The organism is Candidatus Poriferisocius sp. (assembly GCF_965202595.1).
GTDB lineage: Bacteria > Actinomycetota > Acidimicrobiia > Acidimicrobiales > Bin134 > Poriferisocius.
Map to the genome: position 1 here is coordinate 1,074,629 of NZ_OZ241836.1, position 14,129 is coordinate 1,088,757.

General features: G+C 66.3%; 15 protein-coding genes. 3 read left to right on the forward strand and 12 right to left on the reverse strand.

Annotation, left to right across the window (positions count from 1 at the left end; all coding sequences use genetic code 11):
- Window positions 1-3 precede the first annotated feature (3 nt).
- Complete coding sequence (gene queA, locus ACOGXC_RS05220) at window positions 4-1,023, reverse strand: tRNA preQ1(34) S-adenosylmethionine ribosyltransferase-isomerase QueA (protein ID WP_419919648.1); 1,020 nt, start codon at window positions 1,021-1,023, stop codon at window positions 4-6.
- A gap of 67 nt (window positions 1,024-1,090) precedes the next feature.
- Between queA and ruvC the strand changes: the two genes are divergently transcribed.
- The 3 genes from ruvC to ruvB are packed head-to-tail and all read left to right on the forward strand — an operon-like array spanning window position 1,091 to window position 3,227.
- Window positions 1,091-1,588 (forward strand): crossover junction endodeoxyribonuclease RuvC, encoded by a 498-nt coding sequence (gene ruvC, locus ACOGXC_RS05225; protein WP_419919649.1) that lies wholly within the window; start codon window positions 1,091-1,093, stop codon window positions 1,586-1,588.
- Window positions 1,585-2,196 carry a Holliday junction branch migration protein RuvA gene (gene ruvA, locus ACOGXC_RS05230; RefSeq protein WP_419919650.1) on the forward strand — a complete coding sequence of 204 codons (612 nt, stop codon included), beginning with the start codon at window positions 1,585-1,587 and terminating at the stop codon, window positions 2,194-2,196. The genes ruvC and ruvA overlap by 4 nt, the downstream gene beginning before the upstream one ends.
- Entirely contained in the window at window positions 2,193-3,227 is a 1,035-nt protein-coding gene (gene ruvB, locus ACOGXC_RS05235; protein ID WP_419919651.1) for a Holliday junction branch migration DNA helicase RuvB, read from the forward strand. Before ruvA ends, ruvB begins: the two co-directional genes overlap by 4 nt.
- A gap of 60 nt (window positions 3,228-3,287) precedes the next feature.
- On the opposite strand, the gene ACOGXC_RS05240 is transcribed toward ruvB, so the two are convergent.
- The 11 genes from ACOGXC_RS05240 to thrS all read right to left on the reverse strand — a co-directional run bounded on the left by ACOGXC_RS05240 (window position 3,288) and on the right by thrS (window position 13,991).
- A complete protein-coding gene (locus tag ACOGXC_RS05240; protein WP_419919652.1) occupies window positions 3,288-4,037 on the reverse strand; it encodes a YebC/PmpR family DNA-binding transcriptional regulator in 750 nt (249 codons plus the stop codon).
- 116 nt (window positions 4,038-4,153) lie between these two features.
- Window positions 4,154-4,729 carry a pyridoxal 5'-phosphate synthase glutaminase subunit PdxT gene (gene pdxT / locus ACOGXC_RS05245; protein WP_419919653.1) on the reverse strand — a complete coding sequence of 192 codons (576 nt, stop codon included), beginning with the start codon at window positions 4,727-4,729 and terminating at the stop codon, window positions 4,154-4,156.
- A 51-nt stretch (window positions 4,730-4,780) separates the two neighbouring features.
- The gene (gene pdxS / locus ACOGXC_RS05250; protein WP_419919654.1) at window positions 4,781-5,680 is read right to left on the reverse strand and encodes a pyridoxal 5'-phosphate synthase lyase subunit PdxS; all 900 of its coding nucleotides are present in this window, start codon (window positions 5,678-5,680) and stop codon (window positions 4,781-4,783) included.
- 102 nt (window positions 5,681-5,782) lie between these two features.
- A complete protein-coding gene (locus tag ACOGXC_RS05255; protein ID WP_419919655.1) occupies window positions 5,783-7,075 on the reverse strand; it encodes a DUF3048 domain-containing protein in 1,293 nt (430 codons plus the stop codon).
- Window positions 7,076-7,101: 26 nt separating this feature from the next.
- On the reverse strand, window positions 7,102-7,791 hold the full coding sequence (locus ACOGXC_RS05260; RefSeq protein WP_419919656.1) for a M48 family metalloprotease: 690 nt from the start codon (window positions 7,789-7,791) through the stop codon (window positions 7,102-7,104).
- A 120-nt stretch (window positions 7,792-7,911) separates the two neighbouring features.
- The gene (locus tag ACOGXC_RS05265) at window positions 7,912-9,015 is read right to left on the reverse strand and encodes a glycosyltransferase family 4 protein (RefSeq protein WP_419919657.1); all 1,104 of its coding nucleotides are present in this window, start codon (window positions 9,013-9,015) and stop codon (window positions 7,912-7,914) included.
- Window positions 9,016-9,116: 101 nt separating this feature from the next.
- Window positions 9,117-10,127 (reverse strand): phosphatidylinositol mannoside acyltransferase, encoded by a 1,011-nt coding sequence (locus ACOGXC_RS05270; protein ID WP_419919658.1) that lies wholly within the window; start codon window positions 10,125-10,127, stop codon window positions 9,117-9,119.
- Window positions 10,128-10,179: 52 nt separating this feature from the next.
- Complete coding sequence (locus ACOGXC_RS05275) at window positions 10,180-10,818, reverse strand: CDP-alcohol phosphatidyltransferase family protein (protein WP_419919659.1); 639 nt, start codon at window positions 10,816-10,818, stop codon at window positions 10,180-10,182.
- 75 nt (window positions 10,819-10,893) lie between these two features.
- Complete coding sequence (locus ACOGXC_RS05280) at window positions 10,894-11,487, reverse strand: hypothetical protein (RefSeq protein ID WP_419919660.1); 594 nt, start codon at window positions 11,485-11,487, stop codon at window positions 10,894-10,896.
- A 9-nt stretch (window positions 11,488-11,496) separates the two neighbouring features.
- Complete coding sequence (locus ACOGXC_RS05285; RefSeq protein WP_419919661.1) at window positions 11,497-12,003, reverse strand: HIT family protein; 507 nt, start codon at window positions 12,001-12,003, stop codon at window positions 11,497-11,499.
- Window positions 12,003-13,991: a threonine--tRNA ligase gene (gene thrS, locus ACOGXC_RS05290; protein ID WP_419919662.1), complete on the reverse strand. Its 1,989-nt coding sequence runs from the start codon at window positions 13,989-13,991 to the stop codon at window positions 12,003-12,005. The genes ACOGXC_RS05285 and thrS overlap by 1 nt, the downstream gene beginning before the upstream one ends.
- Window positions 13,992-14,129: the final 138 nt, after the last annotated feature.

Below are 14,129 nucleotides of genomic sequence, written 5' to 3' on the forward strand. Positions count from 1 at the left end.
CCGTTACCGCGATCCCTGATGCCGGTCCCTATCCCGGGAGCAGAACATGGCATCGCCCAGGGAGAGGAAGCGGTACCCCTCGGTGAGGGCGATGCTGTACAGGTCCTTCCAGCGGGGGCCGATGAACGCGGCCAAAAGGGCCAGGAGGCTGGACCGGGGCAGGTGGAAGTTGGTGAGCAGGGCATCGACGGCCTCGAACCGGTGCCCCGGTCTGATGAACAAGCGGGTCGTCCCACAGGGGGCTCCAGTGGCCGCGGCCGATTCCAGTGCCCTCACCACGGTGGTGCCCACCGCCACCACCCTCTTGGCGCTGGCGCAGGCGGCCATGGTGGCAGCGGGTATGCGGTACGACTCGGCATGCATGGGATGGTCGTCGAGTTGGTCGGTTTTCACCGGGGTGAAGGTGGCGGCACCCACGGCCAGTTCCAGGGAACACACGACGGCTCCAGCCGCCCGGCAGCGGTCCAGCACCGCCCCGGTGAGGTGCAGCCCAGCGGTGGGGGCGGCCGCCGATACCGGCCGGCGGGCGTACACGGTCTGGTAACGCTCGGGGTCGAACGCCCTCCCGGTGATATAGGGGGGCAGCGGCACCTCCCCGGCCGAGCGCATGAGGGCGTTGGGGTCGCCCGTCGGTTTCACCCGGCGGTGGCCGTCGTTGCCCAGCCGCTTCCCCACCTCCATCACCGGCTGCCCGCCGTGCCACAGCTCGGTACCGGGGGGCACCCGGCGACCGGGACGTACCAGCGCGCTCCACCAACCGTCCGGCCCCGGTTCCAGCAGCAAGACTTCGACCCGCCCCCCGGTGGCCTTGCGGAGCCGCAACCGGCAGGCCATGACCCGGCTGTCGTTGACCACCAAAACATCACCCGGTCCCAAAAGTTCGGGCAGATCCCGCGTCAGGCGATGCTCGGGTGCCACCCCGCTTCCCCGATCCACCAGCAACCGGGAACTGTCACGAGGTTCGGCCACCTGCTGGGCTATGGCAGCTTCGGGCAACTGGTAGTCCAGCTCCTCGGTTTGCATGGTCTGTTTCTACCCGATGGGTGCGGGCATCCCGGGATTGTCGCACCGGGGCTGTAGTTTGGTGGCGATGCTGGTAATGGGGATCGACCCTGGTTTGTCCCGCTGCGGTTACGGCGTGGTTCGGGGGCGGGGTCGCGCCGCCGAGGCGGTGGCGGCCGGGGTCATCCGCACCGCCAAGACCGATCCCATCCCGCAACGGTTGTATGAACTCCAGAGCGAGTTGGCTGATCTGATCACCATCCACCGTCCCGAGACGGTGGCCATAGAGCAAGTGCTGTTTCAGGTCAATGTCCGCACCGCCATGGGAGTGGGGCAGGCCAGCGGGGTGGCCATGGCCGTGGCGGCGGGGTCGGGTGCCGAGGTGGCGGAGTACTCGCCGACCCAGATCAAGATGGCGGTGGCAGGCTGGGGGGGAGCCGGCAAGGAGCAGGTGGGACGGATGGTGCAGACCCTGCTGCGGCTGCCCCAACCGCTTAAACCGGTGGATGCCGCCGATGCGATAGCGGTCGCGCTCTGCCACTTGGCCCATCTTCCCATTCGATCCTCGATCCGGGCGGCGCGGTGATAGGGCTGCTGCGGGGCACGCTTTTTTCGTGGCACCGGGGCGACGCGGTGGTCGAGATCATTGTGGAGGTGGCCGGTGTCGGTTACCGGGTCACCGTCTCGCCGGGCACCGCGTCCGGACTGGGGGAGCTGAATGGAGAGGTGCTGTTGCATATTCACCATCACATCCGGGAGGACTCCCAAACCCTCTACGGATTTCCCACTGTTGAGGAGCGGCGGGCGTTCGAGGCGCTGCTGTCGGCCCACGGGGTGGGTCCGATGCTGGCCCTTTCCATCCTGTCGGTGCACCGCCCCGCGGGGCTGGCCACGATCTTGTCCACCGACGACCTGGATGCCCTCTGCTTGATCCCCGGGGTGGGCAAGAAAACCGCGGCCCGGCTGCTGGTGGAGCTAAAGGCCCGGTTCGAAATCGGCGATGTTGCCACCGCAGTGGTTGGGAGCGAACCAACCGGTGGGTCCACCGATGCCCGCAGCCAGGTGCGCCAGGCTCTGGTCGAGCTGGGTTACGACCCCGAGGAGATCCGGGGAGCCATCCAGTCCCTACCTGCGGGTGACAATACCGCCGATTTGCTCAAAACCGCCCTCCGGCATCTGGCCATCCGGACATGAGCGAACGCGAGGAGCTGCTTTCGGGGGTCAACCAGCCCGATGATGAGTTGGTCGAAGTGGGGCTGCGCCCCACCCGGCTGGACGAGTTCATCGGGCAGGGTGAGTTGAAGGAGCACCTCCACATCATCCTGGAGGCGGCTCGGGGTCGTTCCCAAGCAGCCGACCATCTTCTGTTTGCCGGCCCTCCCGGCCTGGGTAAGACCACGCTGGCTCACATCGTGGCCAAGGAGATGAAAGCCGGGTTGCACATCACTTCGGGGCCGGCCCTGGAGCGATCCGGTGATCTGGCCGCCATCCTCTCCCAATTGGAGGAGGGCGATGTCCTGTTCATTGACGAGATTCACCGGCTATCTCGGATAGTTGAGGAAATGCTTTATCCGGCCATGGAGGATTTCAACATCGACATAGTGATAGGAAAGGGCCCTTCGGCTCAGCCGATCCGCTTGGATCTGGCCCGCTTCACCCTGGTGGGGGCTACCACCCGCACCGGCCTGATCACCAGCCCGTTACGAGACCGGTTCGGCCTGGTGTCTCGGCTCGATTATTACACGACCGCCGATCTGGAGGCCATCGTGACTCGGGCGGCCGCCATCCTCGACATCCGGATCGACCGGCTGGGGGCCGCCGAGATCGCCTGCCGGGCCCGAGGCACTCCCCGAATCGCCAACCGGTTGCTGCGCCGGGTTCGGGACTACGCCGAGGTCCGGGCCGGAGGCTTTATCGACCAGGCCACCGCGGCTGCGGGTCTGAGGTTGTTCAACGTTGACCAGGCCGGTTTGGACAAGATCGATCGGGCCGTGCTGTCGGCCCTCTGCGAGCGGTTCGGGGGTGGTCCGGTGGGTCTGTCCACCCTGGCCATCAGCGTCAGTGAGCCGGCGGAGACGGTGGAGGATGTGTACGAACCGTTCCTCATCCAGCAGGGCTTGTTGATGCGCACCCCCCGGGGCCGGGTGGCCACCCCGCTGGCCTGGCACCACTTGGACCTGACCCCACCAGCCGACGCTCCCAACCAGTCCAACCTGTTCGACTGACCGGTCCCGGTCCAAGGTTGGTGAGGCTGGTGGCTAACCTGTTTGATTTGACCACCCCGGCTAGCCGGCTGCGGTTCGGAGGAGTTCGTCGGGGATGTCGAAGTTGGCGTAAACATCCTGAACATCGTCGTGATCGTCGAGAGCGTCGATGATGCGGAGAACGGATCGGGCCGTGTCGGGGGCATCCACGCCCACCACCGAAGTTGGCAGCATGGTGGATGAGGCGGACATGAAGGCTATGCCTGCTTCATCCAGGGCCGCGCGTATGGCGAACAGGTCGGAGGGATCGCAGGTGATCTGCCAGGTGTCACCATCGTCGACCAGATCCTCGCCGCCGGCATCGAGGATGGCCATCATCAGATCGTCCTCGTTCACCGATCGATCCAGGATCACTACTCCCTTGCGCTCGAACTGCCAGGCCACCGCGCCGGGCTCGGCCAGCGATCCCCCGTTGCGGGTGAATAGCGCCCGCACCTCCGAACTGGTCCGGTTGCGGTTGTCGGTCAGCGTCTCGACAAACAGGGCCACCCCCCCGGGGGCGTAGCCCTCGTAGAACACGGACTCGTAGGAGACTCCCTCCAACTCTCCCGTGCCCCGTTTGATGGCCCGCTCGATGGTGTCCAGCGGCACCGAGTTGTCCCGGGCCTTCTGGAACATGGTTCGAAGCGTGGGATTGGCATCGGGGTCGCCACCTCCCTGGCGGGCGGCCACCTCCACCTGGCGGATGAGCTTGGCGAACAGCTTGCCCCGGCGCTTGTCGGCCGCCCCCTTGCGGTGCTTGATGGTCGCCCACTTGGAATGCCCTGACATGTGCTTCTACTCCTGTATGCGGTTGAAACTGCGGGGGGCGGGTTGGTTGGTGCGGGTCATGTGCTTCTACTCCTGTGCTCGGCTGAAACTGCGGAAGATGTGTGGGGTGGTGCGGGTCATGTCGACCAGTCCTGCTCGATGAACCAGCGGTGAACCCGGTCGTCGGTGGCCAGCTCGGGATGGAACGAGGACACCACAACCGAGTTCTGGCGGCACATTACCGGCACCCTGTCCAGAACGGCGAGAACCTCCACACCTTCACCCACCGACTCGACCACCGGGGCTCGGATGAACACCCCGGGAAACGGAATCTCCCATTCGTGAATCCGAAGCGGGACGGTGAAGGAGTCGGACTGGCGACCGTAACCGTTGCGTCGTACCGTCATGTCCACCCCTCCGAAACAGCGCTGGTCCTCGTAGCCGTCCATCACCGCTGTGGCCAGCAGGATCAGCCCGGCGCAGGTCCCGAGCACCGGCAGGCCATCGTCCAGGCGGTCGGCCAGCGGATCACCCAGATGATTGGCCTCCAGCAGTTTGGAGATGGTGGTTGATTCCCCGCCGGGGATGACCAGGCGATCCACCTCGGCCAGCTCCTCGGGGGTACGAACCTGGACCGCGGCCACCCCCAGACGGTTCAGAACCTGCTCATGCAGGCTGAACGCGCCCTGAAGGGCCAGAACCCCGACCTTCACCCGGGGGCTCCGTATCCTTGCCGGTGCTGGTTCGGCGCACGGTGATGGCTGCTACCAGCCCCGGTCGGCCAGCCGGGTGGCGAGACCGTCGATCTCCAGGCCGGGCATGGGTTCGCCCAGGCCGCGGCTGACCTTGGCCAGGATGTGGGGATCGCGGTAGTTGGTGGTGGCCTCCACGATGGCCTTGGCCCGGGGGGCGGGATCGGAGGACTTGAAGATGCCCGAGCCGACAAACACCGCCTCGGCACCGAGTTGCATCACCAGCCCGGCATCGGCCGGTGTGGATATGCCCCCGGCGCAGAACAGAGGTACCGGCAGCCACCCGGTTTCGGCGACCTCCCGAACCAGGGGCAGCGGGGCCCGGAGCTGCTTGGCCCAGTCGAACAGCTCGGCCGAGTCGGCCTGGGTGACGCGGCGCAGGTCGCCGATTATCGACCGGAGATGGCGGACGGCTTCCACGATGTTGCCGGTGCCGGCTTCTCCCTTGGAGCGGATCATGCAGGCTCCCTCGGAGATGCGTCTCAGAGCCTCACCCAGGTTGGTGGCACCGCACACGAATGGCACGGTGAACTCCCACTTGTCGATGTGGTGGGCCTCATCGGCGGGGGTAAGCACCTCGCTCTCGTCGATGTAGTCCACGTCCAGAGCTTCCAGGATCTGGGCCTCCACGAAGTGGCCGATACGGACCTTGGCCATGACCGGTATGGTTACCGCCTGCTGGATTCCCGTTATCATCTCGGGATCGCTCATGCGGGCCACGCCACCGTCGCGGCGTATGTCAGCAGGCACCCGCTCCAGGGCCATGACCGCCACCGCTCCGGCATCCTCGGCAATCTTGGCTTGCTCGGGGGTGACCACATCCATGATGACCCCGCCCTTGAGCATCTCGGCGAGTCCTCGCTTGACCAATGGGGTTCCCGTCTCACGGCCCTGCATCGACTCCACAGACATAACCGCAGTCTATGACCTCCGCCGCCCAGAACGCGAGGCCGGTTTAACCGTTACTGTTTATGGAGCCGGTTTTTGTTGCTTGTTTGTGGGCCGCTGCCGTTTCTACCGCTTCTTGAGCAGGTTCTTGGCGAAGCTCTCCACCATAACCAACACGTCCCCCCCGGGCAGGGCGATGAAGGTCTGCCCAGGAGTGAGTCGCACGGGATTACCGTCGTTGCCGGTCACTTGCCAGGAGCGGTTCGCCGATGGGCGGGTCCACCGCCCCCGGATCAGGTGACCATCGGTGAACACCAGGGCAGTGCCGCCCTCGGGATCCACGGTGATGGCCTGGGGGCACGATGGGCAGGGAGCGCTGCTGGTATAGCGGGTTTGGAGCACCACCACGTTGGCCGGAGCGATCTGGACGGGGTCGGCCTCGGGGTCGGGGGTGCCATCGGGATTGCGAGCCATGTCCACATGGGGGGTTCCGTCCTGCCAGCGAGCCCAGGACCCGGCCTCGGCGTCCCAAACGAAATGGGCAATCGTGCCGCCGAGATAGCGGATCTCGACGCCAGGAACCGGCTCGGCGGCCGGGGGGAGTGCATCCCCCTGCTTGCGGTACTGGAACAAGGGCTCGGGGGCCTGCAAGTGGCTGGGGGCGGCCTTCCAGAGGGCCGAGGTGGTGGTGTACAGGTTGAAGGGGGGTACCCTGTCCCTCACCCGCCAGTAGCCGGTGGGCAGGTCATCCCAGCGCAGTTCGTGGAGCTTGCCGCCGGCCTCACCCTGGGCCACTTCTCGCAGCACACCCGGGTTGGCCCCGGAGTGTCCGAACACTGGCCGGCTGAAGTTGGCCAGGATGTCGGGGTCGGAGCTTCGAGCCGACCGGACCGGACCCAGTGGTTCGACTCCCTGGCTGTGGAAGACGGCAAGCAGGCGGGTGATGGTCTCCACCCTTACCTCGATGAGGATGTCGGCCTGGTTGATGCCGGTCTGAGGGCGGCCCACGCTGCTGGTGCCGGTCTTCACCGCCAGGGCGGGCCTGCCCATGATGGATGGATCATCCAGCGGTTCGCCTGTCAACGGTTCGATGGGAGCAGGCAGGGGCGTGGGGGTGGCCGGGATGGGGTCAGCAGTGGTGTCGCCTTGCGGGGTGGACGTGCCGGCGGGATCGGGATCGCGGGAACCGGGGTTGGCGGTGGCTGGAGGGTTGGTGCCTTCCGCGGGCCCGGTGCCGCCGGCAGTTCCCGAAGTGGGCTCAACCGTGGCGGTTGCCGAGATTCCGGTAGCGGGATTCTCCCCGTTCGAGTCGCCGCAGGCCGCGGCCACCGAAATGATGGCCACCAGTGCAGTAGCCGTTGCCACCCCCGGCCGAGCAGAGGCCCAGAACCGGTGTCCCGATGGAAGTGCTCTGGTCATGCGCCGGGGAGCAGGTGCGCTTTTCATCAGAGTTCGTTGAGAGCGGCGATGCGGGTTTCCATCCGGGGGTGGCGGATGGTGTCGGAAGCTCCCCAATCGGGCTCATCAACCCACATGTGCAAAGCAGCCACTGAGGATGATGGTACCCCAGCCTGCTGGTTGGAAAGCGTCATCAGCGCTGACAGCAGACCAGGCGGGTACCGGGTTAGCGACACGGCCTCGAAGTCGGCTTCCAGGCTTCGGGCCGCGGGTAGAACCCGGTTCATTACCCAAACTCGCAGTTGGCCGAACGCCCCCAACGGCCAGGCCAGGAGGACTCCGGCCAGCGTGTCGAAAGCAGCATCGCCTCGGCGGATACGGCACAAAAGATGGGCCAGCAGCCCTTCCATTTCTATGCGTTCGAGCTGTTCGACCGCGCCGGTGGTCACGACAATGGCGGCATGGTTGGGGGTTCGGGCCGTGGTCAGGGCGTTGATGGAGCGGGAGTCGATGGTGCGCAGTTCGGGGGCGGCAATGCCGTGACTCACGCATAGGCCCTCCAGCACGTTGGCGAGAACCTCTTGGGTCGGGCCGTTCGGGGGTTCGCTGCCGGTCAGGCGCAGCAGCAGCCGCCAAGCTCCGAAACGCAGCCCGATCAGGCAAGCCGTGGCCACCACGACGGCGAGGATTGCGGCCCAGAGCCAGGACATTCCGAGCAGGGTTAGCACGACCATCATCGCCCCCCCGATGATGGCTCCCAGGACACCAAGGGAAACTGTGGATCGATTCCCCAGGACACCAAGGGAAACTGTGGATCGATGCCGGCTGTGGTTCACGCTCCCTCCTTCCCCCAGGTTCTAGCCCACCCGGAGGCTTGGGGTGCGGATCCGGCGGCCGGCGGCCAGGTCGGTATATATCTCGCCATAGCGGCTGGCCAGCCTGTCCATTGAGAATTGCCGGGCCCGATCCAATCCCGACTCGACGAGGGAACCGGCGATGTTCTCGTCGAACAGTACGCGCTGGAGGGCGATGGCCAGTGCGACCGCGTCACCGGGTGGGCATAGCAGGGCGTCGCGCTCCGGCCGGGCCACAACGGCGTAGGCATCCAGATCGGAAGCCACGATCGGGGTCCTGGCCGCCATGGCTTCCAGCAGAACCACCCCGAACGATTCTCCGAACAGGGATGGGGCACAAAACACATCGGCTCCCCGCAAGCGGGCCTGCTTATCCAGGTCGGAGATCCGGCCCAGCCACTCCACGCGGGGGTCATCGGCGGTCCGCTTCTTCAGCCTGCTGGTCTCGGGGCCGTCACCACCCACCCACAATCGTATCTCGGGCGGCAGATGCTCAAGGGCGTTTATCAGCGTGCTCAACCCCTTGCGGGGCTCATGGCGCCCCACGAAGAAGATGGTGGGGTGGGATGATTTCACCGGTTCGGCGGATGGGGCGGTCAGCTCAACCCCGTTGAACACCAATTCGTAGCGGCCACCGAGCTGGTCCGCGGCCAGGCGGCGGGCGTTCTCGGACACAGCGCAGCGATGATCCAGGCGGTTGGCCACCCATTGCACCAGAGGACGCAAGTACTGGTAGGCGGTGCTGTGGCCGGCCCGGTGGAATGTGCCCAGCAGTGGTGCCGATTTCAACACCGCAACGGTGTTGGTGGGGCCGGGGGCAATCGGTTCATGCAGGTGGAAAACATCGAAGTGTTCGTCGCGCACCACTCGGATCGTACGGAGTTGGGCGGGGGGATCGGGAGCAAGGGGAGCGACGGAGCCGTTGGTCGCGGTGGGAAGGCTGTTGCCCAGCGGGGTGACCGATTCGTCGGGCGGAGGGCCGTCGCACGGTGCCAGCACCCGGGCCTCCACTCCCATGCGGCGCAACGAGCGGGCCAACCCCATGACCTGGCCCTGGACCCCACCGGGGATGGTGAGGCTGTAAGGGCAGACCAGGCCGACCCTCATGGCCGATCCGTCGCGATTACCGAGGCTGTGCTCATGGCCGATCCGTTGCGATAATCGAAGCTGTGCTCATGGCCGATGTGTCGCGATTACCGAGGCTGTGCTCATGGCCGATCCGTCGCGATTACCGGTGGAGCTTGCCGCTCCTTCTTCTCGCGGAACCGGTGAAGAGCCTCTTGATCGCTGGGCCAGTTGGGCTGCATCAGGTGCCACTGCTCGGGGGCCGCCCGGATCAGGTCCTCCAGGCATCGGGCTACATCCTGGGTTATCCGGGTCACATCGGCCCGCAGCCGACCCCGGCGCTCGACGGGAACCGGGGGAAGCACAACACCCCGATGGTTGGGCCCGTCCTGGTAGACCGCGGTGGGTAGGATTGCTGCACCGGTCCGCAGGGCCAAAGCGGCCGGCCCGCCGGGCAGCAGTGAGCGTTCCCCAAAGAACTCCACCTCCACTCCCCCGCGCCCCACTTGGCGGTCGGCCAGCAGGCACACCACCTGTCCGGCTCGCAGTGACCTGATGAGCACGGAGACCGCGTCGGGCCCCAGCGGCACAATGTCGATGCCCATACGGCGACGCTCGTCCACCATCCAGTCGAACAGCCGGGCCGGCTTCAGCGGTTCGACCACGGATATCACCGGATACCCGGGAATCCGGGCCATCCATGTGCCGGCCCATTCCCAGCCCCCCAGGTGGGGCAGGGCCAGAATCGGCGCGGTGCCGGTGTCGATGGCCTCCTGGATGTGGTGGTATCCCTGGTGGCTGAATCGGGTGTCCACCGCGGTGTCGTCCATACCGGAGAGTCGGGCGCTGTCGAACCAGTATCGGGCGTAGGACTCGAACGAGGCCCGCACGGCCCGGGCCAACGCATCCCCCTCCAGATCGGGACCGCACACCCGTTGCAGGCGGCGTTCGGTGATGAACCGGCGCTCGGGGAGCAGCCGGTAAGCGCTGCGGCTGATGGCTCGGGTGAGAGCAGCCCCCACCGGGTGGGGTAGGCGGCGGGCCAGGGATGCGCCAACGCGGTAGAGGGCCACATCGGCCGAGGGGCGGCGGGGCCGGGCTATGGGGGCCACCCCATCGGTGGTCGCAGTCATCCTGGGGGCGGGTTCCGACACCGGCTCAGTGCTTGAATAGCGGCCCTGCGGTCGCAGTCATCCAGGGGGCGGGTCAGTGCCGCGATCGGCGGGGGGATCGGCGATTTGTCCGGTGGGAAAAGTGCCACCTCTCGGGGGATGACCGCCGCTCCCGGCCGGCGGCGCGGCGAGCTCGAGGCACCTCCAGCCGGCGAGCCGGCGGGGAGCCCGCCTGGCGCCACACCTTGACGAATCGATGTACTGCGGTGGCCGCAGTGAGCGTTAGCATGGCCCACAGCACGGGTATGAGCACAAAGCTGAAGGCCAGACCGGCTCCCAGCACGATGAACCGTTCAGCCCGCTCCATCAGTCCCCCCTTGGCATCCAGGCCCAGCGACTCGGCTTTGGCCCGCTGGTAGGAAACCAGCATGGCCGTGGCCATGAGCGCCACCGGCAGCATGAAGATCCGCCCGGATTGGTGGGATCCCAGGTACCAGGCGACTCCGCCGAACAGCAGGGCATCACACACCCGATCACTGACGGAGTCGAAGAACGCTCCCCGGGTCGAGCTGGTCCCCGATGCCTTGGCGATGGGTCCGTCGAGGGCATCGGAGATACCGGTGAGGATCATGAGAATCAGGCCCAGGATCAGTTGGCCGCGGCCGATCACCAGGGCAGCCCCGGCGGCCATGACAAGACCGGCAGCAGTGACCGCATCGGCACCGACCCCCATCCGGCAGAGAGCAGCACCGAGGGGGTCTAGTCCTTTATTGACCGCCGAACGCCAGTTACCGTCGAACATGTGCCTCTACTGTACCTGCCTGCCTGTGATCGGGTCGGCCCAGTCCTCGGGATTGGGTTGCACGAGCTGATCGATGACCTCGCCGTTGATGCCATCCACGAAAACCAGGCCTCGCTGATCGGGCTGGGGCTCATTGGAGTAGAGCAGGATGCGCCAGGTGGGGCGGCTGAACCAGCCCCGCCAACCCATCTGGGCGGAGGCGTGGCCCACGGGGAATCCCACCGCGCCAATGGCGATCACCAGGGCATCCGATTCGTCGATTTTCAACTCCTTCCCGCAAGCTAAGCCGTAGACGGCGAAGACGGCCAGGGCGATGGCAGCAGCCGGCATTCCCCCGTTGACCAGTGGACTTCCGGAGGCCACGACCCAGACCACGGTACAGACCACCGCGGCCGACAAGTAGATGATGGCCGGGATGCGGCGGCGGCTGTTGTTGGGAAACAGGTAGGGACCGACGTACTCGCTGACGTTCAGCTCTGATGGGAGCTCGTCGGTGATTTCTGCGTCGGGCGTTGTGTTTTTCTGGGGGGCCTGCTCGTCGGTGATTTCTGCGTCGGGCGTTGTGTTTTTCTGGGGGGCCCGTTTCTCGGTATCGGACACAGCAGGAGGCTAGCCAGCCTCCCAGGCGTTTCTCAGTTTTGACCACGATTCGGAAAGAGATTCGGGGAGCACCCTGGTTTCAGCGGTGGCGGTCATGAAGTTGGTGTCGCCTCGCCACCGGGGCAGGCAATGGACGTGCAGGTGGTCGGGCACGCCGGCACCGGCGGCCGCTCCCAGGTTGATGCCCACGTTCACCCCGTGAGGGTGGTAGGCCCTGCGGATGGCCGCTACCGTGGCCCGGACGGCATCCCACAGCTCGTCGCTCTCGGTTTTGCTCAGGTCGGCCAAGTCGGCCGCGGCCCGGTTGGGGGCCACCAGCACATGACCGCTGCCGTAGGGGTGGGCATTGAGAACCGCGAAGCAGGTCTTGCCCCGCCACACTATGCCCGTCTCCTCGTCGGGCTCGGGCGCGGCCAGTATGCGTTCGAACAGGGTGCCCTCCCCCGGTACCGCACCGGTCGGGTTGCCACCCGCAACGTAGTGGCTTCGCCAGGGAGCCCACAGGTGCTCAAGCATCAGCGGCGGGTGCGCACATCGTTGTCCAGTAGAGAGGCGAAGTCTTCGACCCTTATGTCCCGCTTTTCGCCGTCACTGCCCCGGGCGTTCACTCCCACGGTACCGTGAGCCACATCGTCGTCCCCCACCACCAGGATGTAGGGAACCTTTTGCAGTTTGGCCGTTCGGATTCGCCGCCCCAGCGGTTCCTGCGCGTTCGATACTCGGACCCTGAATCCGTCCCTGATCAGCCGGTCGGCCACCTCGGCGGCATGGGCGGCATGAGCGGCGGCCACTGGCAGGATCTCCACCTGGACGGGGGCCAACCAGGCGGGGAATGCACCGCCGTAGTGCTCGATGAGTACCCCGAAGAAGCGCTCGATGGATCCCATGAGGGCCCGGTGGATCATAACCGGTCGGTGGCGGCCGCCGTCGGTCCCCACATACTCGAGATCGAACCGCTCGGGGAGCTGGAAGTCCACCTGGATGGTGGATAGCTGCCAGCTCCGCCCTATGGCGTCGCGCACATCCATATCGATCTTGGGTCCGTAGAAGGCACCCCCGCCCTCGTCCAGCTCGTAATCCAGCCCGGCGGCCTCCAGAGCATCCCGCAGGGCGGTGGTGGCCAGTTCCCACTCGGCATCGTCCCCCACCGATTTTTCCGGTGGCCGGGTGGCCAACCGGGCTTCGAAATCCTCGAATCCGAATGCCCGCAGCACCGACAGCACGAAAGCCACCAGGGAGGTGATCTCCTGGGGGGCCTGCTCGCGGGTGGTGAAGATGTGACTGTCGTCCTGAGTGAACCCTCGGGAGCGCATCAGCCCGTGGACCGCCCCGGACAACTCGTAGCGGTACACGGTACCCAGCTCGAACATGCGAATGGGCAGGTCACGATAGGAGCGCTGGCCGCTCTTGTAGATCAGCACATGGAAGGGGCAGTTCATCGGTTTGGGGTGGTAGGAGGTGCCGTCCATCTCCATGGGCGGGTACATGCTCTCCCGGTAGAAGTCCAGATGGCCGCTGGTCTCCCACAGCTCGGAGCGAGCAATGTGGGGGGAGAACACGAACTGGTAGCCCCCCTCGTCGTGGCGGCGGCGGCTGTAGTCCTCGATGATTCGGCGCACAGCGGCCCCCTTGGGGTGCCACACCGCCAGCCCGGGGCCCAGCTCGTGGGGCCAGGACAGCAGGTCCAGCTCGCGGGCCAGACGCCGGTGGTCTCGCTTTTCGGCTTCGGCCAGCCGATGCAGGTGGGCGGCCAGGTCCTTGCGGGATGCCCATGCGGTCCCGTAGATGCGCTGCAAGGAGGGGCGACCGGTGTCGCGGCGCCAGTAGGCTCCGGCGACGCTCATCAGCTTGAAGTGCCCCAACCGGCCGGTGGAGGGGACGTGGGGACCGCGGCACAGGTCCACGAACGACTCGGAATTGCGGTAGTAGCTGATGCTGCCGTCACCGGCCACCTCGGTGACCAGGTCGTCGGCCCCAGGTTCTGCCCCGGTGGATCCGGTGGCGGCGGCCACCGTTTCTATGATCTCCCGCTTGTAGGGATGGTTCGCGAACAGCTCCAGCCCCTCATCCACCGATACCTGATGACGTTCAAAGGGCTGGTCGGCCGCGATGATGTCCCGCATCCGGGCCTCGATGGCCTCGAGGTCGTCGTCGCTGATTGTGGCTCCCCCGGGCAGGTAGAAGTCGTAGTAGAAGCCGTCCTGTATGGGAGGGCCTATCGCGTAGGTGGCACCGGGGTACATCCCCAGGACGGCTTGGGCCAGCACATGGGCGGTGGAGTGACGCAGCGTGTTCAGGCCGGCCTCGCTGCCGGCGGTGAGGATCGATACCTTTTGGCCATCGGCCAGTGGAACGTTCAGGTCCACCTCGACCCCGTCCACGGTGGCGATCAGGGCAGACTTGGCCAGGCCGGGACCTATGGCCGCGGCCAGGTTGCCCGCAGTGGCACCGGAAGGGACTTTGCGCGTGCTGCCATCGGGGAGAGTGACGCTGATGTCAGCCATGACCAGACGATTTTACCGGCCGCCCGGTGCAGGCCGGTTCATTTTACCGGCCCGCCCGGGCCGAGCCGGTTCGCTTTGGCTGCCGCCCGGGGTGGGCCGGTTCATTTTACCGGCCCACCCGGGTCTGGTCGGTTCACG